This window comes from Corynebacterium sp. 13CS0277 (assembly GCF_002994655.1).
GTDB lineage: Bacteria > Actinomycetota > Actinomycetes > Mycobacteriales > Mycobacteriaceae > Corynebacterium.
In genome coordinates, this window is sequence record NZ_PPDL01000024.1 from 14,207 (window position 1) to 35,960 (window position 21,754).

Below are 21,754 nucleotides of genomic sequence, written 5' to 3' on the forward strand. Positions count from 1 at the left end.
GACTCGAGACACGCCCGCCCCCTTGCTGGGGCGGGCGTTTGTCATTGCTTACAGTGAGTGATTATGTCGCCCCGCCTGCACGCCACCACCTTCCACCCCGCACGGACTGATGCCACACTCGAGGCGCTGCGGGGCGCGCTCAGCGGGGTGGACACCATCCTGCCGCTGCCACCGGGGGACCCCCAGGGGCTGGCGCGGCTGCTGCGGGCGGGCGAGGACATCGACCCGGAGATCGCCGTCGTAGTGCCGACCTCGGGGTCGACGGGCACGCCGAAGGGGGCGCTACTCACCCCGGAAAACCTCATCTCCAGCGCGGACGCCACCCACCAGCGGCTTGGCGGGGAGGGGCAGTGGCTGCTCGCGCTGCCACCCCACCACATTGCCGGCATCCAGGTCCTCACCCGCAGCCTCGTGGCGGGGACTGAGCCTGTCGTGCTCGACGTCTCGGGCGGGTTCTCGGTGCGAGCGTTCGCCACGGCCGCCACGGCCGCTGCCGAGGCAGCCACTGCCTCCGGCACTGCCCTATACACGGCGCTCGTGCCCATGCAGCTCGCCAAGGCGATGGACACCCTCGAAGGTATTCGTGCGTTACGGCTCTTTGAGGCGATCCTCATCGGCGGCGGGCCGCTCGATAAGGACGTGCGGGCCAGCGCCGAGAAACTCGGCATCCGGGTGGTCGCCACCTACGGCTCCTCGGAGACCTCCGGCGGCTGCGTCTACGACGGCCTGCCGCTGCCCGGCGCGCGGGTCCGCATCACCGGCGGCCGCGTCTACCTCGGCGGCCCGATGGTGGCCGCCGGCTACCGCAACCCCATCACGCCCAACCCCTTCGCCGAGGGCTGGTACGCCACCAGCGACGCCGGCCGCATCACGGACGGCCGCCTGGAGATCACCGGCCGCATCGACGCCATCATCAACTCCGGCGGCATGAAAATCCAGCCCGAGGTCGTCGAGGCCACGCTGCGCACCCTTCCCGGGGTGCGGGACGCCTGCGCGGTCGGCCTGCCGGATGCGCGCCTCGGGCAGATGCTCGCGGCGGCGTACACGGGACCTGCGCGCGCCGCGGAAGTGCTGGCCGCCCTCGACGAGCAGCCCGCCTACCTCATCCCCAAGCGACTCCTGCGGCTCGACGAGCTGCCCACCACGGGGCCGGGGAAGGTGGACCGCGCAGCCGTCGCCCGACTGTTCTAAACCGCGGCTGCTCTAAAATGGGGCGTTATGACTGACACACTCGCCGCCTGGTACCAGGGCGCCCGCCCCCACACCTGGGCCAACGCTTTCGCCCCCGTGATCGCCGGCTCCGGGGCCGCCGCTGCTGCGGGCGGCTTCGATCTCGGGCGGGCACTCCTCGCGGCGATTGTGTCCTGGGCGCTCATCGTCGGGGTGAACTACGCCAACGACTACTCGGATGGGATTCGCGGCACCGACGACGAGCGCTCCGGGCCGCTGCGGCTCGTGGGCTCCGGCACCGCCACCCCGAGTGCCGTGAAACTCGCGGCCTTCGCCGCCTTCGGCGTCGCCGGTGCTGCCGGCATTCTGCTCAGCCTCCTCGCGGGCGCGCCCTGGCTCATCGCCGTCGGCGTCGTCTGCGTGCTGGCCGCGTGGTTCTACACCGGCGGCGACAACCCCTACGGCTACCGGGGTTTCGGGGAGCTCGCCGTCTTCGTGTTCTTCGGACTCGTCGCGGTCCTCGGCACCCAATACACCCAAGCCCACACCATCACCGGGGCCGGGGTGCTCTGCGCGGTGGCGGTCGGCTGCTTTAGCTCCGGGGTGAACCTCGCGAACAACATTCGCGACATCCCCTCCGACCGTGAGGCCGGGAAAATCACCCTCGCCGTCACCCTCGGGGACGGGCGCGCACGCACACTGTGGATGCTGCTCGCCGCGCTGCCTTTTGTGCTCACCACCGCGTTCGGGCCCGCCCACCCCGCAGCGTTGCTCGCGGTGGCGGCGCTGCCGCTCGCGGCGGCCGCCGGGCTGCCCATCTACCGGGGGGCGCAGGGCCCGGCACTCATCCCCGTGCTGGGGTTGCTGGGGCGGGCGATGCTCGTCTGGACGATCCTCACCGCCGTCGGCCTGGCCCTCTAGCGGCCCTCTAGCAGCCCTCTAGCGGCCTTCCAGCTGCTCCTTCACCCACGTCTTGTGAGCCTTGCGCTGCGCGTCCCACTCGGCGACCTCCCGGGTCACCCGCAGCCGCAGGGATTTGAAGACAAACATCGACAGCGGGAACGCCACCAGCAGCGCGAGCAGCGCGCTCATCACCAGCGGCACCTGGGCGCCCACCGCCCACGCCACCGCCTGAATCACCACGGTCAACACCACGAACAACAGCAGGCGTGCCGCCCCGTAGAGGGCGATATCGGTGCGGGCTTGGCGCCGCAGGGCGGGGTCTACAATCGGTTCAGTCACCCCCACCACGTTAGTCTGTAAAGCTATGGGACGCCTGATTCTCCTCCTGCTCATCCTCGCCACCGCCTACGCCCTGTGGGTGGCGTTCCGCCCGCGCCCGGTGCCGCCGGCCATCAAGGGACCGGACGATGATGAGGAATTCCTGTGGAAGTTGGAACGCGACGCCCGAAAGAAACGCCAAGAAGACAATTAAGGCTATCCTGTATGTATGTCGAATCTCATGGCCGACGTGCAGACACTCCCCCAAGGGCTCACCCAGCAGGCAGCTGACCTGTTTCGGGCGATCTCCGACCCGACGCGCCTGAAGCTGCTGTACGTAGTGGCGGGCCGCGGGGAGGAACACATCTGCTCCCACGAGCTCGCCGAGGCCCTCCGGCTCGCGCCGCCGACGGTGACGCACCACATGAAACGACTCGTGGCCGTGGGCCTGGTGCACCGCCACCAGCACGGCAAGTGGGCCCACTACCACGTCGACCCGCGCCGCTTCGCGCAGCTCAACGCGCTCATCCGCTCCCTGGCGGTGCCGTGCCGCTTCCTAGAGGACGCTGGCCACCGTGTTGAGGAACTTGAGCACATCCAACCCTAGGGCCTGCTGCACGTCCGTCATGAGTGCGATGAGCGGCCGCAACCGGTCGCCGTCCTGGCTGTCCACGGGGTAGATTTCGCCGGAGCGGTTGAGCTCCGTGAGCTGCTCCGCGTGCTCCTCATCCCAGCCGTAGCGGTAGACGTAGCCGAACCACAGGCGCAGCACATCGACGGCCTCGTGGCCGAAGATGGAGCGCACGAGCTCCATCCTTTGCTCGAAGGGGGTATCCCAGCTCGTCAACTGCTCCCGGACGGGCGCCCCAATCGCCGCCACATCCTCCCCGTCGGGCTGCACATACACCGCGGTGTAATTCTCCCGGGAGAGGTACTCATACCGCGCCGGCAGCGACTCCACCGTCTTGCCGTCGACCACGATGTCGAGGATCACCGGCCCCGCCGGCAGCAGCGGCATGAGCGCGGAGACACTCCCCGAACCTGCCGCGCGGATCGTCGAATGGCCCTGGCCGATGGCGATGCCCAGCATGTTGCGCACCACCACGTCGACGTTCTGCCGCTGCAACTCATCGCGCAGGCCCCGGGACAGCGTCATGTTGAACCAGCCCGGCCCCACCGCCACCTGAGGATTATCCGTAATCGGGGTGATCTGGGATCCCGGGTGCAGCGCCTGGCGCACATCCACATACAAGCAATCGAGGAACTGGGTGTAGTGGCCGCCGGCGGCCGCGCAGCGGGCGGTGAAATTGTCGTACAACACGTGGAGGGTCACCCCGCGCCACGCCTCCACCGAGCGGGTATCGCACACCAAATCCCCGGGCACGCAATAGTTGGAGAACTTCTCCGCATGCCGGTCGCGGTACACATCCAAGCTTGGCAGCACCAGGTCGTACTGCACGCCGGTCGTCACCGCCCGGGACACGCCACCCACCGGGTTCGTCGGCGCCATGCTCACCAGGGCGGCGTCGTTTTCCGGCCCGTAGGCGCGGCGGGAGGGATCCGCCAGCTGCACGAACTTCGCCACCGTGTCCACCAGGTGCGTGTCGCCTGAATCCACCGACTTCGAGATCGCAATGTTGATGACGTCCGAACCCTGCGAATATCCGGTGACCACAATGTGCGGCGGGTTCGCCCCGCAGGGCTCAATGAGGGTCCGCAGCGCGGCGAGGAGATGCTCCGCGCCGAGGGCTGCGGAGGCGTGGAAGTTATCCAGGGTCGGCGTGACCCCACCCTTGTAGCGGATCGCGGTCGCCGGGTACACCAGGGCCGCGATCTTGGCATCCCCCTGCGGCATGTACGCCAGCGCTGCTTCGCCCAAACGCCCCGAGCCCGTGGGGTCCTCCGCCAGGGGGCGGGCGAACAAATCATCGCCCTCCTGCTGGTAGGTCAGGGTGGTGGGCTGCTCCCCCTGGGGTGCCTCCGAGGAACCCCGGACGATGAGCAAAAGGTCCTCCCCGCAGTGCAGCGTTGCGGCCCGCGCGGCGGGCGCGGGCACAACGAGAGCGACGAGGAGCAGGCTGAGCACAAAACGAAGAGCAGGGCGCACGCCCACTAACTTAGCGTCTCGGAGGCCTCCGCGTTGGCAAGCGCCCACATGTCGCGCCAGGAGGAGATCGCCGCATCGACCTCGTCCTCACTCGCAGGGTCCCCCGCACCCGGGTCCTCCTCGCTGGAGAGCACCACGACCCGCCCCGCACCGCGGCACGCAATCGCGTGCCCCGGGGGCACGCACACAGCGCCTACAAATTCTTCGCCCCCGGCCGCCACCACCGCGCCGTCCAGCGGCAGCAGGATCCGCACCACCGGCACCGGCGGCGCCGGGAACTCACACGGCGCATCGACGATGTCGATGGCGGCGACATCCATGGGGAACCCGGTGGTCTCCGCAAAGGAGGAAAAACGATAGATGTGGGGCCCCGGGCCCAAGGAGAACGGCGCCAGCATTAGTTCAACCCCGCATAGGAGTGGAGGGAGGAGACGAAGAGGTTGATCGGCAGCAGGTTAAACAGCATCGCCACGAAGGCGATGACGTTGATCCACGCCGACGTCGTCTTCTTCCACCCCGTCGTCGCCCGGGCGTGCAGGTACGCGGCATAGAGCAGCCAGGTCACCAGGGCCATGACCTCCTTGGGGTCCCAGCCCCAGAAGCGACCCCACGCGGCCTCCGCCCACACCGCACCGAGGATGATGCCCAAACCGAACACCGGCAGCGTCGCCACCGCCGTGCGGTAGGCAATCGCATCAAGCCGCTCTGCCGGCGGCAGCGGCGCGCACCAGCGCTGCAGGCGCTCATTGCTGCTCGAGCGCAGGATGAACAGGATGCTCGCCACGGAGCTCACCAAGCCGAGGCCGGTGCCGATGGACACCACGGAGACGTGCACCGGCAGCCAGAAGCTCCGCAGCGCGGGCACCACGGGCGCAGACTCGGCGTAGAGTTTCGTGCCCCCGTAGAACATCAACACAATGACCGGGGCCAGCACCCACGACCACAGGATGCGGTAATCCGAGCGGGCAAAGATGAGTGCTGCGACCGCCATCGACAGCAGCATCGTCAGCGAAATGTACTCGTACAGGTTGCCCCACGGGAACCGGGACACCGACAACCCGCGCAACACCACGGAAGCGGCGTGCACGATGATGCCCAGCCACACGAGCGACTGCGTCATGCCCGCGAATTTCTTCGCACTCGCGGCCTGCGCGCGGGCGCTGCGCACATAGCCCACCGCGCTGAGCACGAGTGCGAGGGCGTAGATGGCGATGGCGGTGCGGTACGCCAAGTCGGAAAAGTTCGCCAAATTAGTGTCGACGGGCACGGGCGCGTCCTTTCAAAACAACAGGGAGACGATTCGTGGGACTCTACAGCAGGGCGGCGGAGATGCGCTGGAATTCCTCACCCCAGCCGGCCGCATCGGTGCGCGACAGGCCACCGACCTCCATGCGGCCATCCTTGACGCGGACGAAGATACGGCGGCGTTTCACCAGCACGCTCGTGACCAGTCCGCCGACCATCGCCACCGCGCTGACCAGCACCCAGATCTGAGTGGGGTCGTGGCTGATCTGGAGGTTGACGAACTCCTTGGCGCCATCGAAGGTCACCGTCGTGCCGTCGTCGAGGGTGACCGTCTCGCCGGCGGTGAGGTTGACCCGGTCGATCTTCTGCAGGGCACCCGAGTGCAGCTGGGCGGAATCCAGGGAGAAAATGTTCTGCCCCTTGCCGGAATCCAAGCCCACATCACCGCGATAAATATCGACGGCGAGCGCCGGGTTCGTCAGCGCCGGGTAGGCGCTCGTGAGCAAGGTGCCCTCGAAGTGGGCGGTGGGCGCGAACAGCCCCTGGATCGCCAGCTGGTGCTGGCGGCGCTCATAGGGGTCCGGGTACATGCCCGCCGGCGGGTCGAAGCGGAGCACACCACTGGACAGGAAGGTGGTGGCATCATCAGGCCGGAACTGGATGGTTTGGGTGCGCTGCTCCCCGCCGGGCCAGGTCACCGTCACCGTCGGGGCGAAACCATGCCCCTGGAGGTAGATCCGGTCCCCGCCGAGCCGCAGCGGGTGGTTGACCCGCAGGGTATACGTCGACCAGTCCTCCACGGGGGCGAACACACCCTCGCCTTCGGCGTAGGCGATGTGGGAGGTGAACTGCTCCGCCTGCCCGTTGGGCAGGTAGTCGGCGGTAAAGTCCTCGACCTGCACGCAGAAGGGGTTGAGCGTCGTGCCGTCGAACAGTGCCCCGCCGCGCATGTCGTCGAAGTTCGCCACCGCCGTATTGCAGAACTGGCTGCCATCGGCAATGACGATGACCTGCCCTTCGTAGGCGATGAGTTTGCCGAACCCCATGGAGGCCAAAATGCCGACGATCCCGAGGTGGAACACCAGGTTGCCCAGCTCCCGGGTGTAGCCCTTCTCCGCGGACAGCGACCAGCCGCCGGCGCGGTCCTGCTCAGGCGCCACGATGGTGGTTTTCCAGCCGCGGAACTGTGTAGCCGCGTCCCGCACCAGGCTTTCCGCATCGCCGTCCACGTCACCTGCGGCGTGGTGCGGCAGGCGGGCCAAGTTCTTCGGGGCGGCGACCGCGGGGCGGCGGTAGGCACGGTAGTGCTCCACCGAGCGGGGAATGATGCAGCCAATCAAGGAGATGAACAGCAGCACGTAGATCGCGGTGAACCACTGCGAGGAAAACACGTCGAACAGCTGCAGGCGGTCGTAGATTTCTGCGACCCGGCCGCCGGTGTCGAGGAACTCCTGCACCTTCGTCTGGTTGAGGGAGCGCTGCGGCAGCAGCGCACCCGGGATCGCGCCGAGGGCGAGGAGGAACAGCAGTACCAGCGCCGTCCGCATCGACGTCAACCAGCGCCACGCGAGCTTTACCCAACGAACAACCACAACACGTTTTCCTTCACGCAGCCGAGAAAACCGGCCTTTAATTCTTTCGCTTGGTCGCTTGGTCCAAGCTTGGTTTGTCTTTTTGTTTTATAGGGCTGTGGTGCCCGTGTACGCGAACTGGCGGGCCACATCGACGACGTGGCCCCACAGGCCCGTCACCAACGCGAGACCGACACAGATGAGCAACACACCACCGATGGTTTGCAGGGTGCGAGAGTGCCGCCCCAGCCAGTCGATGCCTTTGAGCGCCCGCGCGGAACCGACGGCGGCGAGCAGGAAGGGCACCCCGAGGCCCGCGCAGTAGGCGACGATGAGGAGCACCCCGCGGGCGGCCGTCATGCCGGTCGTGCCGGCAGAGATCGAAATAATCGCCGCGAGCGTCGGCCCCAGACACGGCGTCCACCCGAGCGCGAACACCGCGCCCAGCAGGGGCGCGCCAAGCCACGTCGACCATGCCTTCGGATGGAAGCGGGCTTCCTTCTGCAGGGCGGGGATGAAGCCCAAAAACACGACCCCCATGAGGATCGTGACCACACCGCCCAGCCGCATAAGCCACTCCCCGTTGAGGGTGAGCGCGCTGATCGCCCCGAAGACGGTGGCGGTGCCGAGGACGAAGATGACGGTGAAGCCAGCCACGAACAACCCCGCGGCAGCAACCACCCGGTAGCGGTGCCGGGAGACCACCGGCTGGCCGTCGCGGAACTCCACGCTGCCGCCGACGATCGACGCCAGGTAGGACACGTACCCGGGCACCAGGGGGATGACGCAGGGGGAGGCGAAACTCACCAGCCCGGCGGCCGCGGCCGCCAGCAGCGCCAGCAGCAGCGGGCCGTGGGCCGCGGTCTCGGCGAAGGCGTGGGCGCTCATAGCAGCGGCTCCACCGCGTCCAGCAGCTGCTGGGCGGTGATCTCCTGCAGGAACACCACCGCCGGGCGGTGCTGCCGGTCCAGCACAATGGTCGTCGGCACCACCGACGCCGGCACCCCGCCCAGAGCGGCCGCAGTCTTAAACGGCGGGTCGTAGATGTTCGGGTAGCTCAGGCCATTGTCCCGCACCCAGTCCTGCGGCTGGGAGATGTTGTAGTCGCGGACATTGATGCCGAGGATCGTGCCGCCGCGCGGCGCGATCTTTTCTTGTACTTCTTGCAGGTCGTCGCTTTCGGTGCGGCAGGGCCCGCACCACTGCCCCCAGGCGTTGAGGACCACGACCTGGTCCTCAAAGTCGGCGAGGCTGATGGTGTGGGTGTCGTCCATGAGGTCCGGCCCCTCAAACGCGCCGATGGGAGTGCGCTCGTCCTCCGGGTAGGTGATGACGGTCTGCCCGCCGGGGGCGTAGAACTGGAAGGTTGTCGCCTGGTTCTCCGGTGCCTGGCACCCGGCGAGAAGCACGCCTGCGGCCACGATGGCCAAGATTCCGCTGTGGCGCATAACTCCCTCACTGTTGACGAACACAAAACACCCACACACTATAGGGCCAACCTGTGGCCCGCCTGTGAGGGGCACCCGCCGCGGCGACAACCCACCACCCGGGTCTGCCACCCGCGCCCCTTTTAGACGACGTGGGCGATGCGTTCCCCGTCGAAGACGATGCTCACCAGCGGGCCCCGCCCGCCGAGGTGACGGCGGGCAATCCCCAGCGCCTGCGGGTGGGTGATGAGGACCGCTTCGTGGCCGTCGGCTTCGAGGTGGGCGCGCTCCACGGCGTCCATGAGCCGGCTGTAAACATCGGCGGAGGGTTCCTTGCGAGCGATGCGGCGCTGCCGCTGGCCTTCGTCCATGTCGCCGACCTCCAGCAGCCCCTCATCGACACCGATGGGCAGCCCGAGGACCCGGGAGAAAATCTGCGCCGTGTCCCGGGCGTGGCTGAGCGGGGATGCGGAGAGGTACACCACATCATGGTCGCTGAGCAGCGCCGCGATGCGTTGGGCGTGGGCGACACCGGTCTCGGTGAGCGGGAAGCCCATGTGCCAGCCGGGGGCGAGGCGGTGGGGGTTATCGACCTCGCCGACGGCGACGAGGTGGACGACCGTCCACGTCATGCCGGCGTCGCGGCCGCCGCGGCCTTCGCCGCAGGCACAAGTGCCCGCTCAATCTGGGCGAAGTCCTCGTCCGTGAGCGCGCTGGAGACAAACCAGGTTTCGAACACCGACGGGGAGACGAACACCCCGTTGTCGAGCAGCGCGTGGAAGAACGGCGGGAAGCGCCACGTGTCGGCGGCCTGCATGTCGGCGAAGTTGTGGCCCTCGCCCTCGGCGAAGCGCACGGAAAGCATGTTGGAGGCCCGCTGAATGTGGTGGGCCACGCCCTCGCGGTCAAGCGCGGAGCTCACAAGCCGGTGCAACCGGTCGGCGTTGGTATTGACGGCCGTGTAGACCGCCTCGTCGGCGAGCCGCAGGCTGGTGAGCCCGGCCGCGACGGCGACGGGGTTTCCGGACAGGGTGCCCGCCTGGTAAACGGGGCCGGTGGGTGACAGCATGCTCATGATGTCGCGGCGGCCACCGAAGGCGGCGGCGGGAAGCCCACCGGAGACCACCTTGCCGAAGGTGGTGAGATCGCCCGCAACCCCATCGACGCCGTACCACCCGGAGTACGAGGTGCGGAAGCCGGTCATGACCTCGTCGATGATGAGCAGCGCGCCGTGGCGGTGGGCGATGTCCTTGAGCTTGGCGTTGAAGTTGTCCTGCGGGGCGACGGTGCCCATGTTGCCGGCGGCCGCCTCGGTGATGATGCAGGCAATCTTGTCGCCGTGGGCGGCGAAGGCTTCCTCCACGGCCGTGATGTCGTTGTAGGGCACGACGAGGGTGTCGGCGGCGACCGCGCCGGTCACGCCGGGGCTGTTCGGCAGCGAGTAGGACGCCACCCCGGAGCCGGCGTCGACGAGGAGGGAGTCGACGTGGCCGTGGTAGCAGCCGGCGAACTTGAGCACCAGGGGGCGGCCGGTGAAACCGCGCGCCAGGCGCACGGCACTCATGGTGGCCTCGGTGCCAGAGTTGACGAGGCGGACTTCCTCCACGCTGGTGCGACCCACGATTTCCTGGGCGAGTTCCACCTCCCCCGTGGTCGGCGCGCCGTAGGACAGGCCGCGGGCGGCGGCCTGCTGGACGGCGTCGACGATGGCGGGGTGGGCGTGCCCCATGAGCATCGGCCCCCAGGAGCAGAACAGGTCGATGTAGGTGTTGCCATCGACGTCCACGAGGTGGGAGCCCGCCGCCTCCGCGATGAAGCGGGCTTGGCCGCCGACGCTGCCGAAGGCGCGGACGGGGGAATTCACCCCGCCGGGGGTGACGGTGCGGGCGGTGGCGAGCCAGTGGGCACTATTGCTGGTGTTCATGGGTTCCTAAGCCTAGCGAATGCGGGCGGCGGCGGCACGGGCCCCCGCGATGACGTCGGGCACACCGACACCACCATTCCAGGCGCCAATGGCCGCGAGATGGGGGGTGGATTCGAGGTGGCCGCGGATGCGCTCCACGCGGGCCAGGTGCTCGTGGTCGTAGCGCGGCAGGCCGCCGAACCAGCGCTGCACGTAAATGTCGGTGATGGTGTCCCGGTCGGGGGCGAATCCGGTGATGGTCTCCAGGTCGGCCAGGGCGGTATCGATGAGCTCTTCCTCCTCGGCGCGAGTGATCGCGTCGTCGCCGAAGCGACCGAAGCTCGCCCGCACGAGCGCCCCACCGCCGGCCGCGAGGTGCGGCCACTTGCGGGAGGAGAAGGTGAACGCCTTCGCGCTCAAGCCCGCGTCGGTGGCGACGAGGATGCCGGAGTTGTTCGGCAGCCCCTCGTCGGAGGCGAAGCGGAAACCGACGACGGCGCTACTGGCCAGGCGGATCTGGGCGAGTTCCGCGGCGGCCTCGGGGTTGGCCTGCCGCAGCAGGGCCGCGGCCGTCGGCGCGGGCACCGCGAGGATGACGCGGTCGAATTCCCGGCCCGCGACCTCGTAGCGGCCGGATGCTGTGGGGGTAATCGCGGTGATGAACTCCCCGAGGTAGATCTCCGCCCCGGAACGCTCCGCGAGAGTCTCGTACAGGTCCTTGTAGCCGCCGGGGAAGGTGCCGAAGATGGGGTTATCGGGGTTGCGGGGCGGGCGGGCGTCGAGCACGGCGCGCACCGCAGCACCCAGCCGCACCGGCCCTTCCTGGGCGTCCAAGGCGCCGGCGAGCGCCGGCACGGTGGCCCGCACCCCCAGGTCGTCGGCGAGGCAGGAGTACACCCCGCCGAGCAGCGGATCCACCAGGCGGGTCACCAGGTCCCGGCCGTAGGCTTCGGCGACGAGCTCCCCGAGGCTGCGATCGCCGCCGGCCTCCCACTGGACCTCCCGGTCCTCGTCAATGCGGCGGGCCGTCTCCTCGCTGACGAGGTGGGCCACCGCCTCCGAGGACGCCGGGATACCCATGATGGTGTCCGCCATCGGCAGCGCCTGCAGGGCGCCGAGCGCGTAGACGGCGGGGGTGGCCTGCGAGGGGTAGACGCGCGGCAGGTCGAGGGAGTCGAAGAACTCGCGGGCATCCGCCCGGTAGTTGAGGAACGCCTCCGCGCCCATGTCGACCGGACCGGCACTGAACGGCACGGTGTGCAGCTTGCCGCCGATGCGCTCGTCCGCCTCAAACACGGTGACGGTGTGGTCGGCGAGCTCGTAGGCGGCGGTCAGCCCGGCGAGGCCGGCGCCAATGATGGCGATATCCATATGGGGAGTCCTTGGGCGAAGTGAGTCTGCGTTAGTCTGCGGCGTGGACGAGTTCCACGGCGCGGGTGATGGCATCGGGGTCGGTGGTGGGCAGCACCCCGTGCCCCAGGTTGAAGATATGGCCGCGGGCGGTACCCTCCGCCACGGCACGCCGGGCCTCCGCGCGAATGCGGCCAATCTCCCGGGCGAGGGTGTCCTCGTCGGCAAAAAGCAGCGCCGGGTCGAGGTTGCCCTGCAGCACCAAGGGACGGCCGGCGCGGCGGGCGGCGAGATCCAGCGGGGTGCGCCAATCGACGCCGAGGATGTCGGGGCCGGCGTCCGCCATGAGCCCCAGCAGCTCCCCGGTCTGCACGCCGAAGTGGCTGCGCGGCACCTCAGCAACCGCGGCGAGGATCTCCGTCGAGTAGGGCAACACGTGCTCCGCGTAGTCGTGGGGCGCGAGGTAGCCCGCCCAGGAATCAAAGAGCTGCAAGGCATCGATGCCGGCGTCGATCTGCTGCCGCAAAAAGGCGATGACCGTCGGCGTGAGGCGCTCCATGAGGGCGTGCCAGGTGGCGGGGTCGGTGTGCATGAGCGCCTTCGTGCGCTCGTGGTTGCGGCTGGGCCCACCCTCGACGAGGTAGCTCGCCAGGGTGAAGGGGGCGCCCGCGAAGCCGATGAGCGCGGTGCGGTCATCCAGCTCGTCGAGGATCAAGCCAATGCCCTCCCCGAGGGCCGCGATCGTGTCGTCCAGCTGCGGCAGGGAGTCCACGTCGGCGCGGGTGCGGACGGGGTGAGCGATGACGGGCCCGGTGCCGGGGACGATATCGACGTCGACGCCGGCTGCTTTCAGCGGCACCACAATGTCGGAGAACAAAATCGCGGCGTCGACGCCGTGGCGCCGCACCGGCTGCAGGGTGATCTCGGCGAGGAGGTCCGGCATGAAGCAGGAGTCGAGCATCGCGACCCCTTCGCGCACTGTGCGGTATTCGGGCAGGGAGCGCCCGGCCTGGCGCATGAACCACACCGGGGTGTGGGTGGGTGTTTCGCCGCGGGCGGCCTGCACGTATGGCGCGTCGGGAATGTGGCGTCTCATGGTGGCCAATTATGCCCGAGGCTCATTCCTTAGCGAAAGACAGGGCCACCTTATGGCTCAGGAGTCGGTTCCATCTTTCGATGGAGAACGCAGCGTGGCCACGAGCGCCACGATGGCGCCCACACCGACAAGGATGCTGAGCACCCCCTCCACGTACACCGCCCACGGCGGCACAATCGGGTCCGCGGGCAGAAACACCGCCACCATCCGCAGCACATAGTAGGTGTAGAAGCCGACGACGACGCCGAGCCGCAGCCGCTGGGTGCGCTGCACACCGGCCGCGAGGACACCGACGCCGACGGCGAGGGCGCAACCAAGCACACCCATGACGACGGCGGCAATGGTCACGGAGGCGCGCAGCATGGTCTCCGTGGCGCCGGGCACCTCCCCCACCGCGGCGAGTTGCGCCTCGGGGTACAGCAGCATCGCCGCCGTGTGGACGATGACGCGCACGACCTCCACGGCGGCAACCGCGCCGACGAGTCCCTTAGAGCTGACGGGCAACATCGACGGCCGCGTAGGTGAGAATCTGGTTGGCGCCGGCCCGCTTGATGCTGAGCAGCGCTTCTTTCATGACGGCGTCGCCGTCGATCCACCCGTTGGCGGCCGCGGCTTTCACCATCGCGTACTCGCCGGACACGTGGTACGCCGCCACCGGCACCGGGGAGAACTCGGCGACCGCGTGCACCACGTCGAGGTACGCGAGCGCCGGCTTCACCATGACGAAGTCCGCGCCTTCGGCGATGTCGAGTTCGACTTCGCGCAGCGATTCCCGGAAGTTCGCCGGGTCCTGCTGGTAGGTGCGGCGGTCGCCGTGCAGGGAACTGCCGACTGCGTCGCGGAAGGGCCCGAAGAACGCCGAGGCGTATTTCGCCGAGTACGCCATGATCGCCACGTCCTCGTGGCCAGCGGCGTCGAGGGCCGCGCGGATGGCGGCGACCTGGCCGTCCATCATGCCCGAGGGGCTGACGATGTGCGCCCCGGCCTCGGCCTGGGAGACCGCCATCTGGCAGTACAACGGCAGCGTGGCATCGTTATCCACCCGGCCCTCGTCGTCGAGCGCCCCGCAGTGCCCGTGGGTGGTGAACTCATCCAGGCAGGTATCCGCCATGACGATGACCTCATCGCCAAAGCGTTCCCGCACCGCCCGGATACCCCGGTTCAAAATGCCATCCGCCGCCCACGCGACGGAGCCGAGCTCGTCTTTGTCCTCGTCCCGCGGCACGCCGAACAGGTCGATGCAGCGCACGCCCACGGCGAGCGCCTCGCCGACGGCGTCGACAAGGGAGTCCAGGGTGTGGCGGTAGACCCCCGGCATGGAGGGGATTTCTTCCGGGGCGTCGATGCCGTCGGCGACGAACATCGGCAAAATGAGGTCTTCTGGCCGCAGCACGGTCTCCGCGACCATGGCCCGCATCGCGGGCGTGGTGCGCAGCCGGCGGGGCCGCAGGGTGGGATGGTTCACGTCGTTACTCCTTGATGTGCCCGATGATAAGCCCGGATAAGCCCGGATAAGCCCGGTGGCGTCCGACATGCGTGCGCCGCGTGCGGTTGATGCGTGTCTTACGTCGAGCGGGTGTCGCGGCGGCGTTTCTTCTTCGGCGGCGGCAGCTGGTCGGCGGCCCGCAGGGCGGCCACGTGCGCGGCGAGCGCGTCCACGAGCGCCGGCACGGTCGCTTCCTCGGGCTGCACGTCCACCCGCAGGCCCGCATCGCGGGCCGCGGCGGCGGTCATAGGGCCGATCGCGGCGATGATGGTGCGGGCGTGCGGCTTGCCAGCGATGCCTACCAAGTTTTTCACGGTGGAGGCACTGGTGAAGCACACGGCGTCGAAGCCGCCGGTTTTAATCATGTCGCGAATCTCCGGGGCGGGCGGGGCGGCCCGCACCGTGCGGTAGGCGACAATGTCGTCGACCTCCCAGCCGAGCCCCTGCAGCCCCTGCACGAGCACATCGGTGGCGATGTCCGCCCGGGGCAGCAGCACCCGGCCCACGGGGTCGAGGTCCTCATCGAAGTCGGGGAACACCTCCACCAGGCCGGCGGCGTTCTGCTGGGTGCGGGCGGGCAGCAGCTCCGGGGTGAGCCCCAGGCCACGGATCGCCTCGGCGGTCTTCGTGCCGACGGCGGCAATGTGCACGCCCGCGAAGGAGCGGGCGTCGAGCCCGAACTCGGTCATCTTCTGCCACAGCGCGTTGACCGCGTTGACGCTCGTCAGCGCAATCCACTGGTAGCGGCCCTCCACGATGCCTTTGACGGCGCGTTCCATGGGGGCCGGGTTGCGGGGCGGCTCCACGGAGATCGTCGGCACCTCCATGGGGATCGCCCCGTGGGTCGCCAGCCGGGTCGACATCGGCGCCGCCTGCTCTTTGGCCCGCGGCACGAGCACCCGCCACCCGTAGAGGGCGCGGTTTTCCCACCAGGAGTACTTGGTGCGCTCCCCGACCTCCCGGCCGACGGTGACGACGAGCTCGCCCGGCAGGTCCGCGTCCAGCTTCGCCAGGGTGCCGATCGTGAGATCGTGGGTGCGCTGCAGGCGGGTCGTGCCGTGCACGGTCACGCTCACCGGGGTGGCGGCGGCCAGGCCCGCGTCCGTCAGCCCAGTAGCAATCCCCGCCAGGTGTTCACTGTCGGCGAGCAGCACGAGCGGCTGCGGGGCGGCGGCCAGCGCCTCCCAATCAACATCGCCACGGACGTCAGTTTCGGTGTAGGTGGAGCCCAGCCCGATGCCCGCGAAGGCGGGCACCGTCGACGGCACGCTCATGCCCGGCACCACCTGGAAGTGGTGGCCGGCCTGGGTGAGCAGATCAATTTCCTTGAGCACCGCATCACTGGTCAGCGGGTTGCCCGGCACGAGGCGAATGACGTCATCCCCGCCGGCGGCGAGCTCCACCAGCCGGGCCACGACGTCCGCCGCGGGCGCGTCGGTGATTTCGATGAGGGCGGCACTGGGTGCCGGCGGTTTCGGGGGGCGGCGGCGGACACCCGCGGCCTTGTGCTCCTCGCACAGGGCGGCGTAGTCGGCCTCCCACTGGGCGAGCTGTTCGGCGGTGACGTGGACGTCGCCGGCAATTTTCTCGCGCACACCGGCGTGCACCCGTGGATCGACCAGCGCGCGGCGGGTCCGGGCCATGACGTCGCGGGCGCGGACGGTCAGCAGGTCCGGGTTTCCCGGGCCTGCGCCGACGAAAATGACGGTGCCGGGGGCGGGGTGGGTCATGGTGGGGTGCTTCTTCACGTCGGGTCGTCTGGCGTACCAACACCCCGCGACGCAGTGCGCGGGGTGTAACCGTCTCAGCGTACGGGTTTGTCGCAGTTTTCGCTACTACTCGCCGCGGAGTGCGCCGGCAACCTCTGCGGCGAGGGCCCGCGGGTCGGTGCCGGTGGCCTCGTGGCGGCGCACCGTCTCGCCGAAGATGCCGCCGACCAGCCGCATGACGTCACCGTCGACGGTGGCGTGGGCGGCGATGGGGGCGGTGCAGCCGGCCTCCAGGATGGCGAGCACCTCACGCTCCGCGAGCGCGCAGGCGGTGGCCTCCGGGCAGGCGATCGCGTCGAGGGCGGCGACCAGCTCGGCATCCTCCACCCGGCATTCCACCGCCAGTGCCCCTTGGGCGGGGGCGGGGAGGAACACCTCCGGGTCGAGCACGCACTCAGGCTCCAGGCCGATGCGGCGCAGCCCCGCCGCCGCCAGGATCACGGCATCGAGGTCGCCATCGCTCACCCGCCGCATGCGGGAATCAATGTTGCCGCGCAGGGGCCGGATGTCGAGGTCCGGGCGCAGCCGCCGCAGCTGCCCCACCCGCCGCGGGGCACTCGTGCCGACGGTTGCCCCCTGCGGCAGGGTGTCCAGGGTGAGCCCATCGCGCGCGACGAGCGCGTCGCGGGCGTCCTCGCGCGGCGGCACCACGAGGTGGAAGCGGGGGTCGCGGGCCGTCGGCAGGTCCTTGAAGGAGTGCACGGCGATATCGCAACGCCCCTCGGCCATCGCCTCCCGCAGCGCCTGGGTGAACACGCCCACCCCGATGCGTTCCACCGGCGCCTGGGACAGGTCGCCGGGGGTGGTGATGATCTCCAGCTGGGTGTCCAAACCGTGGGAGCGCAGCATGTCCGCCACGTGCCCGGTCTGGGTGGTGGCGAGTTGGGAGCCGCGGGTACCGATGCGGGGGGTGTGCACGAGGAGGGTCCTTGGGGGTTAGTCGAGTCCGAAGAGTTCTTGCAGCGCCTGATCGTAGGAGACGCTCGCGGAGCGGGCGGCGAGGTCTTTGACGGCCACCGTCGGCTGGTGGAGCAGCTTGTCGACGACGCGGTGCAACGCCCGGTGGGTTTCCTCCCGCTCCTTGTCCCCCATGCCGGGGGTGCGGGCGTCGAGGCGCTCGAGTTCGGCGGCGACGATGTCGGCGGCGTGGCGCCGCAGGGCCGCCACGGCGGGCACCACATCGAGAACGCGTTGGGCGCTGGAGTAGGCGGCGAGCTCCGCGGCGACGATATCCTCGGCGGCCTGCTTGCCAGTGGCGTCATCGGCGCGGGCCTGGGTGTGCAGGTGCTCAATGTTGACGAGGATGACGCCGCCGTGGTCCTGGACGTTGTCGTCAATGTCGCGCGGCATCGACAGGTCAATCAGCGTCAGTTCGTGGCCGTGCGGCAGGTCGGCCGCCGCCACCGTGTGCGTATCCGCGCCCGTGGCGGAGACGATGACGTCGACGTCGCCGTACACGGCGGCACGGGCCGCGTAGTCCACGGCAGACGCCTGCGTGCCCGCGGCGAGGGCGTGCTCCACGAGGGAATCAGCGCGGCTGCGGGTGCGGTTCGCGTAGATGATGTGCTCGATCCCGCCCTTCGCCAGGTGGCTGCCCGCCAGCGAGGCCATGACACCCGCGCCCAAGATCAGTGCCCGCTTCCCGGCGAAGCTCTCCCACCCGCGCAGCCGCAGCGCCTCCGCGAGGGCGAAGGTCACCATCGACGGCCCCGCCTCGTTGAGGTCGGTCTCCGAGTGGACGCGCTTGCCGGTGTGCAGCGCCGCCTGCGACAGGGCGTGCAGGGCGGGGCCCACGGTGCCGACCTCGTGGGCGGCGGTGTACGCGCCGCGCACCTGGCCGATGATCTGCTGCTCCCCCATGACCATGGAATCCAGGCCCGCGGCCACCCGCAGCACGTGCTCGGCGGCGGCATCCGCGTAGCGGACGTAGAGGTGCTGGCGCAGGGTATCGACATCGACGCCACTGACGTCGTGGAGGGCGGCCACCACATCGCCCACCCCGGTGTGGAAGCTGTTGGTCACGGCGTAGACCTCCACCCGGTTACAGGTGGAGACGATCATCGCCTCGCTGAGCGAGGGGGCGGCCACGAGCGCCGTGGTCGTCGCTTTCGTGGTGTCCTCGTCCATGCTGACCCGTTCGAGGACATCGACGGGAGCGGAGCGGTGGGACATGCCCACGACCAGCACGCTCACTCCACACACGCTCCTTTGCGACGATGTTTGGCTTCAACTTGGCGGCCGACTGGTGGTGTCGGGCCCACGGCACGGGTGCCGGCGGTTAGCTTCTGGCTAACCCTAGCAAAGACCGGGTCCATCTTTGGTTGGATACGCGCGGTCACTTTAGATTCGTGTGATTCACCGTAGACGGGCGCCTGCGGGGCCTACAACAAAGCAGACACTAACCGCTCCTCGTCGACTTCCCAGGCCGCGATCTCCTCCCCATCGACGAGCACCACCGGCACCCGGTCACCAAAGTCGAAGCGGTAGTCCTCATCGTCGGCGATGTCGACGACCACCAGCCGCGCCCCGTGGGCGGCCACAATCGGGGCGATCTGCTCGTGCACCCGCACGCAACTGCCGCAGCCCTCGCGAACAATAAGTTCCACCTCATGTGTGCTCATGGGTCAGCCACCTTCTCTCCACGGCGTGTTTCCACCGGGGAGCTTATAACATGGGTGCCAGCCCCGCTCCCCCTTTTTTGTGTAGAAGGTCCCCACCCCTGTGAACATCCCGCCCCGCACCCCCGAGGAGTTTCTCGCCCACTGGGCGGCGTCCCACGGCAACCTGCGCCGATTCTTGGAAGACGTCGTCCTGCCCCCGATTGATGCCTCCACGCAGCGCGCCGCCGGCGAGGCCGCGGCCGCCGCCGCCGTGGAGCAGGCGTTCGGTATCGGGCTGGAGGATTTCACCTCCGGCATCGAGTCGGTGGCGGGCGCCTACCAGGCGGCCGGCGGGCAGCAGCTCACCAAACCCGACCCGGCGATTCAGCAGGAGCCGGGGGCGGCTGCCTTCTTCGACGTCGACAACACCCTCGTGCAGGGCGCCTCGATCGTCACCTTCGCCGTGGGGCTGTGGCGGCGGAAATACTTCCGCCTGCGCGACCTCGCACCGATCGCGTGGAAGCAGCTGAAGTTCCGGATCACCGGCTCCGAGAACGCCGACGACGTGGCCTCCGGGCGGGAGCAGGCCCTGGAGTTCATCCGGGGGCGCCGCGTCGACGAAATGGTCGCCCTGTGCGAGGAGATCGTCGACTCCCAAATGGTGGAGCGCATCTGGCCCGGCACGGCGGAGCTCGCCAACCAGCACATCGCCGCCGGGCAGCAGGTATGGCTCGTCACCGCCACCCCGGTGGAGCTCGCGCAGATCCTCGCCCGCCGCCTCGGATTCACCGGCGCCCTGGGCACCGTCAACGAGGTCCGCGACGGGGTGTTCACCGGCCGCCTCATCGGCGACATCCTCCACGGCCCCGGCAAGCAGCACGCCGTCGCCGCCCTGGCCGCCATCGAAGGCCTCGACTTGGAGCGCTGCACCGCCTACTCCGACTCCATCAACGACATGCCGATGCTCACCATGGTCGGCACCGCGGTCGCCATCAACCCCGACCGCCCCCTGCGGAAGGAAGCGCTCGCCCGCGGCTGGGAGATCCGCGACTTCCGCAACGTCCGCAAAGCCGTGAGCAAGTTCGGCCTGCCCGCACTCATCGCCGCCGCGTTCTCCATGGGCGGCTGGCGCGTGCTGCGCCGCTAGCAGCGCGGCAGGGGCGCCTGCGCCGCGGTCCTAGCGGCGCACTCCACGGCAGGCACCCCGCACCGGAGAGAAAAAAGAAACAAGCCACCCGAGGGAGAAACCCTGCGGGTGGCTTGTGTCGTGATGAGGCTTACTTGCCAAGCTTCCGTCGCTGGACGCGGGTGCGGCGAAGCATCTTGCGGTGCTTCTTCTTGGACATGCGCTTGCGGCGCTTCTTAATCACGGAACCCATGAGAAAACCTCACTTGTCGACTGCAGTTACTTTAAGCGGGTGCGCCGGCGACACCACTGCGCACCCACCACCACGCGGGAGGCGGGTACGGCACGGCGTGCACATCTCGGCCCGGGGCAAGCCCGGCAGCAGTGCTGGCGCAAATGCTCACAAAAGCTTAGCCCCACTGGTGGGGCGTAAACAAAAAGTTGTGGCGCGCGCACCCGGAGACGTCTCCGGGTGCGCGCTGGTGGGGTGGCGTTTAACCGACCTGGTAGGACGAGGCCTGCAGGTAGTCGTTGACGGCCTTCTCGTGGACGCGGAAGGAGCGTCCGACGCGCACTGCCGGCAGGTCGCCACTGTGGACGAGCCGGTAGACGGTCATCTTGGAGACGCGCATCATTTCAGCGACCTCGGCGACTGTCAGGAAGGTGCCATTTTCTTCGTGTGCCATGTTATTTATCTAACCCTTCAGCATGATGCGCGCCGCAGGCTTCCCCTCCTGCGAAAACGTCACGCACGTGCTTGAAATAGCCTACCGTGAATCCTGGGACTCAAGCGACTCGGGGGGAAAGTTTTTCCTCACAGTGCTGGTGGTGCTGGCGTTTCCCCTGTTGCGGCGGGGGGATTAGTGGGGGGTCTGGCAGCTCAGTTCGTTGCACCGGTCCGCGCAGGCGTGGGTGGCGCGGAAGACGGTGCCGCGCAGCGCCTCCTCCTCGAAGACCTGGAGGGCGGCGATGGTGGTGCCGGCGGGCGAGGTGACGTTCGCCTTGAGGGTGGCGGGCTCCTGGCCGGTCTCCTTGAGCATGGCGATGGCACCGGCGAAGGATTCTTCGACGAGGGTGCGGGAGGTCGCCCGGTCGAGGCCGAGGGCCACACCGGAGTCGATCATGGCCTCCACGAAGAGGTACATGTACGCCGGGGAGCTGCCCGCCACGGCGGTGACGGCGTCGAGCTGCTTTTCCGGGACGGGCACCACGGTGCCAACCATGCCCAGCAGCTTCGTGAGCTTGGCCTGCTGCTCGGCGTTGAGGTGGCGGCCCGGCGCGAGCGCGCACACGCCCTTGCGGATGAGCATCGGCGTGTTCGGCATGACGCGCGCCAGCGGGGTGCCGGCACTCAAGGTCTCTTCCATGGCGCGCAGCGGGTAGCCGGCCGCGAGCGAGCACACAATGGTGTCGTTGTCGTTGGCGTCGACGGCATCCTGGATGCTCTCCAGCACCGTGGAGATGTCGTGGGGTTTGACGCAGAGGAACACGACGTCGACCTGCCAGACGGCTTCCGCGGCGTCGGTGAACGTCTTCACCCCGTAGCGGGAGGACAGCTCACGGCCGCGTTCGGGGCGGCGGTTGACGACTTTCAAGTCGTGGGGGTGAATGCCGCCCGCGATGAGGCCCGCGAGGAGCGCTTCGCCGATTTTTCCGCCGCCAATGATTGCGCATGTGGTCATT

General features: G+C 68.9%; 25 protein-coding genes. 5 read left to right on the top strand and 20 right to left on the bottom strand.

All coding sequences use genetic code 11. The features are described 5' to 3' along the window. Positions 1 to 63 precede the first annotated feature (63 nt). Complete coding sequence (menE, locus tag C1Y63_RS10230; protein WP_106016355.1) at positions 64 to 1,191, top strand: o-succinylbenzoate--CoA ligase; 1,128 nt, start codon at positions 64 to 66, stop codon at positions 1,189 to 1,191. A gap of 27 nt (positions 1,192 to 1,218) precedes the next feature. After that, complete coding sequence (locus tag C1Y63_RS10235; protein WP_106016356.1) at positions 1,219 to 2,091, top strand: 1,4-dihydroxy-2-naphthoate polyprenyltransferase; 873 nt, start codon at positions 1,219 to 1,221, stop codon at positions 2,089 to 2,091. 18 nt (positions 2,092 to 2,109) lie between these two features. Here the strand turns inward: C1Y63_RS10235 and C1Y63_RS10240 are convergent, their stop codons facing one another. After that, positions 2,110 to 2,412, bottom strand: coding sequence for a DUF4229 domain-containing protein (locus C1Y63_RS10240; RefSeq protein WP_369831044.1), 303 nt, complete (start codon positions 2,410 to 2,412; stop codon positions 2,110 to 2,112). Between the two features lie 25 nt (positions 2,413 to 2,437). Here C1Y63_RS10240 and C1Y63_RS12870 point away from each other — a divergent pair, with 25 nt between their 5' ends. Next, positions 2,438 to 2,605 (top strand): hypothetical protein, encoded by a 168-nt coding sequence (locus C1Y63_RS12870; protein ID WP_199189108.1) that lies wholly within the window; start codon positions 2,438 to 2,440, stop codon positions 2,603 to 2,605. A gap of 15 nt (positions 2,606 to 2,620) precedes the next feature. Further along, positions 2,621 to 2,998, top strand: a complete 378-nt coding sequence (locus C1Y63_RS10245; protein ID WP_233195683.1) for a helix-turn-helix transcriptional regulator — start codon at positions 2,621 to 2,623, stop codon at positions 2,996 to 2,998. On the opposite strand, the gene C1Y63_RS10250 is transcribed toward C1Y63_RS10245, so the two are convergent. The 16 genes from C1Y63_RS10250 to C1Y63_RS10325 form a co-directional block, all read right to left on the bottom strand. Further along, complete coding sequence (locus tag C1Y63_RS10250; protein WP_158256150.1) at positions 2,948 to 4,498, bottom strand: cutinase family protein; 1,551 nt, start codon at positions 4,496 to 4,498, stop codon at positions 2,948 to 2,950. The two genes, C1Y63_RS10245 and C1Y63_RS10250, sit on opposite strands and share 51 nt — an antisense overlap. Before the next feature lie 5 nt (positions 4,499 to 4,503). Next, positions 4,504 to 4,896: a hypothetical protein gene (locus C1Y63_RS10255; RefSeq protein WP_106016359.1), complete on the bottom strand. Its 393-nt coding sequence runs from the start codon at positions 4,894 to 4,896 to the stop codon at positions 4,504 to 4,506. Next, positions 4,896 to 5,765 (bottom strand): c-type cytochrome biogenesis protein CcsB, encoded by an 870-nt coding sequence (gene ccsB, locus C1Y63_RS10260; protein ID WP_106016360.1) that lies wholly within the window; start codon positions 5,763 to 5,765, stop codon positions 4,896 to 4,898. Before ccsB ends, C1Y63_RS10255 begins: the two co-directional genes overlap by 1 nt. A gap of 43 nt (positions 5,766 to 5,808) precedes the next feature. Then, the gene (locus C1Y63_RS10265) at positions 5,809 to 7,290 is read right to left on the bottom strand and encodes a cytochrome c biogenesis protein ResB (protein ID WP_106016361.1); all 1,482 of its coding nucleotides are present in this window, start codon (positions 7,288 to 7,290) and stop codon (positions 5,809 to 5,811) included. A 132-nt stretch (positions 7,291 to 7,422) separates the two neighbouring features. After that, positions 7,423 to 8,202: a cytochrome c biogenesis CcdA family protein gene (locus tag C1Y63_RS10270; protein ID WP_106016362.1), complete on the bottom strand. Its 780-nt coding sequence runs from the start codon at positions 8,200 to 8,202 to the stop codon at positions 7,423 to 7,425. Beyond that, entirely contained in the window at positions 8,199 to 8,762 is a 564-nt protein-coding gene (locus C1Y63_RS10275) for a TlpA disulfide reductase family protein (protein WP_106016363.1), read from the bottom strand. The genes C1Y63_RS10270 and C1Y63_RS10275 overlap by 4 nt, the downstream gene beginning before the upstream one ends. A gap of 122 nt (positions 8,763 to 8,884) precedes the next feature. Further along, a complete protein-coding gene (locus C1Y63_RS10280; RefSeq protein WP_106016364.1) occupies positions 8,885 to 9,373 on the bottom strand; it encodes a histidine phosphatase family protein in 489 nt (162 codons plus the stop codon). Beyond that, positions 9,370 to 10,665: a glutamate-1-semialdehyde 2,1-aminomutase gene (gene hemL, locus C1Y63_RS10285; protein WP_106016365.1), complete on the bottom strand. Its 1,296-nt coding sequence runs from the start codon at positions 10,663 to 10,665 to the stop codon at positions 9,370 to 9,372. The genes C1Y63_RS10280 and hemL overlap by 4 nt, the downstream gene beginning before the upstream one ends. A 12-nt stretch (positions 10,666 to 10,677) precedes the next feature. Further along, the gene (locus C1Y63_RS10290) at positions 10,678 to 12,015 is read right to left on the bottom strand and encodes an FAD-dependent oxidoreductase (RefSeq protein ID WP_106016366.1); all 1,338 of its coding nucleotides are present in this window, start codon (positions 12,013 to 12,015) and stop codon (positions 10,678 to 10,680) included. Positions 12,016 to 12,046: 31 nt separating this feature from the next. Beyond that, on the bottom strand, positions 12,047 to 13,090 hold the full coding sequence (hemE, locus tag C1Y63_RS10295; protein ID WP_106016367.1) for a uroporphyrinogen decarboxylase: 1,044 nt from the start codon (positions 13,088 to 13,090) through the stop codon (positions 12,047 to 12,049). A gap of 57 nt (positions 13,091 to 13,147) precedes the next feature. Beyond that, entirely contained in the window at positions 13,148 to 13,597 is a 450-nt protein-coding gene (locus C1Y63_RS10300) for a hypothetical protein (RefSeq protein ID WP_146128933.1), read from the bottom strand. Further along, positions 13,578 to 14,507: a porphobilinogen synthase gene (gene hemB, locus C1Y63_RS10305; protein ID WP_369831046.1), complete on the bottom strand. Its 930-nt coding sequence runs from the start codon at positions 14,505 to 14,507 to the stop codon at positions 13,578 to 13,580. Before hemB ends, C1Y63_RS10300 begins: the two co-directional genes overlap by 20 nt. Positions 14,508 to 14,653: 146 nt before the next feature. Beyond that, a complete protein-coding gene (locus C1Y63_RS10310) occupies positions 14,654 to 16,306 on the bottom strand; it encodes a uroporphyrinogen-III synthase (RefSeq protein ID WP_106016370.1) in 1,653 nt (550 codons plus the stop codon). Positions 16,307 to 16,411: 105 nt separating this feature from the next. Beyond that, positions 16,412 to 17,263, bottom strand: coding sequence for a hydroxymethylbilane synthase (gene hemC, locus C1Y63_RS10315; protein WP_106016371.1), 852 nt, complete (start codon positions 17,261 to 17,263; stop codon positions 16,412 to 16,414). 18 nt (positions 17,264 to 17,281) lie between these two features. After that, positions 17,282 to 18,538 (bottom strand): glutamyl-tRNA reductase, encoded by a 1,257-nt coding sequence (locus tag C1Y63_RS10320; protein WP_106016372.1) that lies wholly within the window; start codon positions 18,536 to 18,538, stop codon positions 17,282 to 17,284. A gap of 188 nt (positions 18,539 to 18,726) precedes the next feature. Beyond that, positions 18,727 to 18,966, bottom strand: a complete 240-nt coding sequence (locus tag C1Y63_RS10325) for a glutaredoxin family protein (protein ID WP_106016373.1) — start codon at positions 18,964 to 18,966, stop codon at positions 18,727 to 18,729. A gap of 100 nt (positions 18,967 to 19,066) precedes the next feature. On the opposite strand from C1Y63_RS10325, the gene C1Y63_RS10330 reads away from it, so the two are divergent. Further along, positions 19,067 to 20,092, top strand: coding sequence for an HAD family phosphatase (locus tag C1Y63_RS10330; RefSeq protein WP_106016374.1), 1,026 nt, complete (start codon positions 19,067 to 19,069; stop codon positions 20,090 to 20,092). Between the two features lie 130 nt (positions 20,093 to 20,222). Here C1Y63_RS10330 and C1Y63_RS10335 read toward each other — a convergent pair whose 3' ends face one another. The 3 genes from C1Y63_RS10335 to proC form a co-directional block, all read right to left on the bottom strand. Further along, on the bottom strand, positions 20,223 to 20,324 hold the full coding sequence (locus tag C1Y63_RS10335) for a 30S ribosomal protein bS22 (protein WP_003855542.1): 102 nt from the start codon (positions 20,322 to 20,324) through the stop codon (positions 20,223 to 20,225). 241 nt (positions 20,325 to 20,565) lie between these two features. Further along, a complete protein-coding gene (locus C1Y63_RS10340; protein ID WP_106016375.1) occupies positions 20,566 to 20,757 on the bottom strand; it encodes a helix-turn-helix domain-containing protein in 192 nt (63 codons plus the stop codon). Positions 20,758 to 20,931: 174 nt separating this feature from the next. Beyond that, positions 20,932 to 21,753, bottom strand: a complete 822-nt coding sequence (proC, locus tag C1Y63_RS10345) for a pyrroline-5-carboxylate reductase (RefSeq protein WP_106016376.1) — start codon at positions 21,751 to 21,753, stop codon at positions 20,932 to 20,934. Between the last annotated feature and the right edge of the window lies 1 nt (position 21,754).

Bases quoted from the DNA above. Each gene is read 5' to 3' on its own strand.
- menE (WP_106016355.1), top strand. From the start codon at position 64: ATGTCGCCCCGCCTGCACGCCACCACCTTCCACCCCGCACGGACTGAT.
- C1Y63_RS10310 (WP_106016370.1), bottom strand. From the start codon at position 16,306: ATGACCCACCCCGCCCCCGGCACCGTCATTTTCGTCGGCGCAGGCCCG.
- C1Y63_RS10275 (WP_106016363.1), bottom strand. From the start codon at position 8,762: ATGCGCCACAGCGGAATCTTGGCCATCGTGGCCGCAGGCGTGCTTCTC.
- hemB (WP_369831046.1), bottom strand. From the start codon at position 14,507: ATGCGGGCCATGGTCGCGGAGACCGTGCTGCGGCCAGAAGACCTCATT.
- C1Y63_RS10300 (WP_146128933.1), bottom strand. From the start codon at position 13,597: ATGTTGCCCGTCAGCTCTAAGGGACTCGTCGGCGCGGTTGCCGCCGTG.
- C1Y63_RS10335 (WP_003855542.1), bottom strand. From the start codon at position 20,324: ATGGGTTCCGTGATTAAGAAGCGCCGCAAGCGCATGTCCAAGAAGAAG.
- hemE (WP_106016367.1), bottom strand. From the start codon at position 13,090: ATGAGACGCCACATTCCCGACGCGCCATACGTGCAGGCCGCCCGCGGC.
- C1Y63_RS10340 (WP_106016375.1), bottom strand. From the start codon at position 20,757: ATGGCACACGAAGAAAATGGCACCTTCCTGACAGTCGCCGAGGTCGCT.
- C1Y63_RS10280 (WP_106016364.1), bottom strand. From the start codon at position 9,373: ATGACGTGGACGGTCGTCCACCTCGTCGCCGTCGGCGAGGTCGATAAC.
- C1Y63_RS10245 (WP_233195683.1), top strand. From the start codon at position 2,621: ATGTCGAATCTCATGGCCGACGTGCAGACACTCCCCCAAGGGCTCACC.
- hemL (WP_106016365.1), bottom strand. From the start codon at position 10,665: ATGAACACCAGCAATAGTGCCCACTGGCTCGCCACCGCCCGCACCGTC.
- C1Y63_RS10265 (WP_106016361.1), bottom strand. From the start codon at position 7,290: ATGCGGACGGCGCTGGTACTGCTGTTCCTCCTCGCCCTCGGCGCGATC.
- C1Y63_RS10235 (WP_106016356.1), top strand. From the start codon at position 1,219: ATGACTGACACACTCGCCGCCTGGTACCAGGGCGCCCGCCCCCACACC.
- C1Y63_RS10270 (WP_106016362.1), bottom strand. From the start codon at position 8,202: ATGAGCGCCCACGCCTTCGCCGAGACCGCGGCCCACGGCCCGCTGCTG.
- proC (WP_106016376.1), bottom strand. From the start codon at position 21,753: ATGACCACATGCGCAATCATTGGCGGCGGAAAAATCGGCGAAGCGCTC.
- C1Y63_RS12870 (WP_199189108.1), top strand. From the start codon at position 2,438: ATGGGACGCCTGATTCTCCTCCTGCTCATCCTCGCCACCGCCTACGCC.
- C1Y63_RS10290 (WP_106016366.1), bottom strand. From the start codon at position 12,015: ATGGATATCGCCATCATTGGCGCCGGCCTCGCCGGGCTGACCGCCGCC.
- C1Y63_RS10325 (WP_106016373.1), bottom strand. From the start codon at position 18,966: ATGAGCACACATGAGGTGGAACTTATTGTTCGCGAGGGCTGCGGCAGT.
- C1Y63_RS10255 (WP_106016359.1), bottom strand. From the start codon at position 4,896: ATGCTGGCGCCGTTCTCCTTGGGCCCGGGGCCCCACATCTATCGTTTT.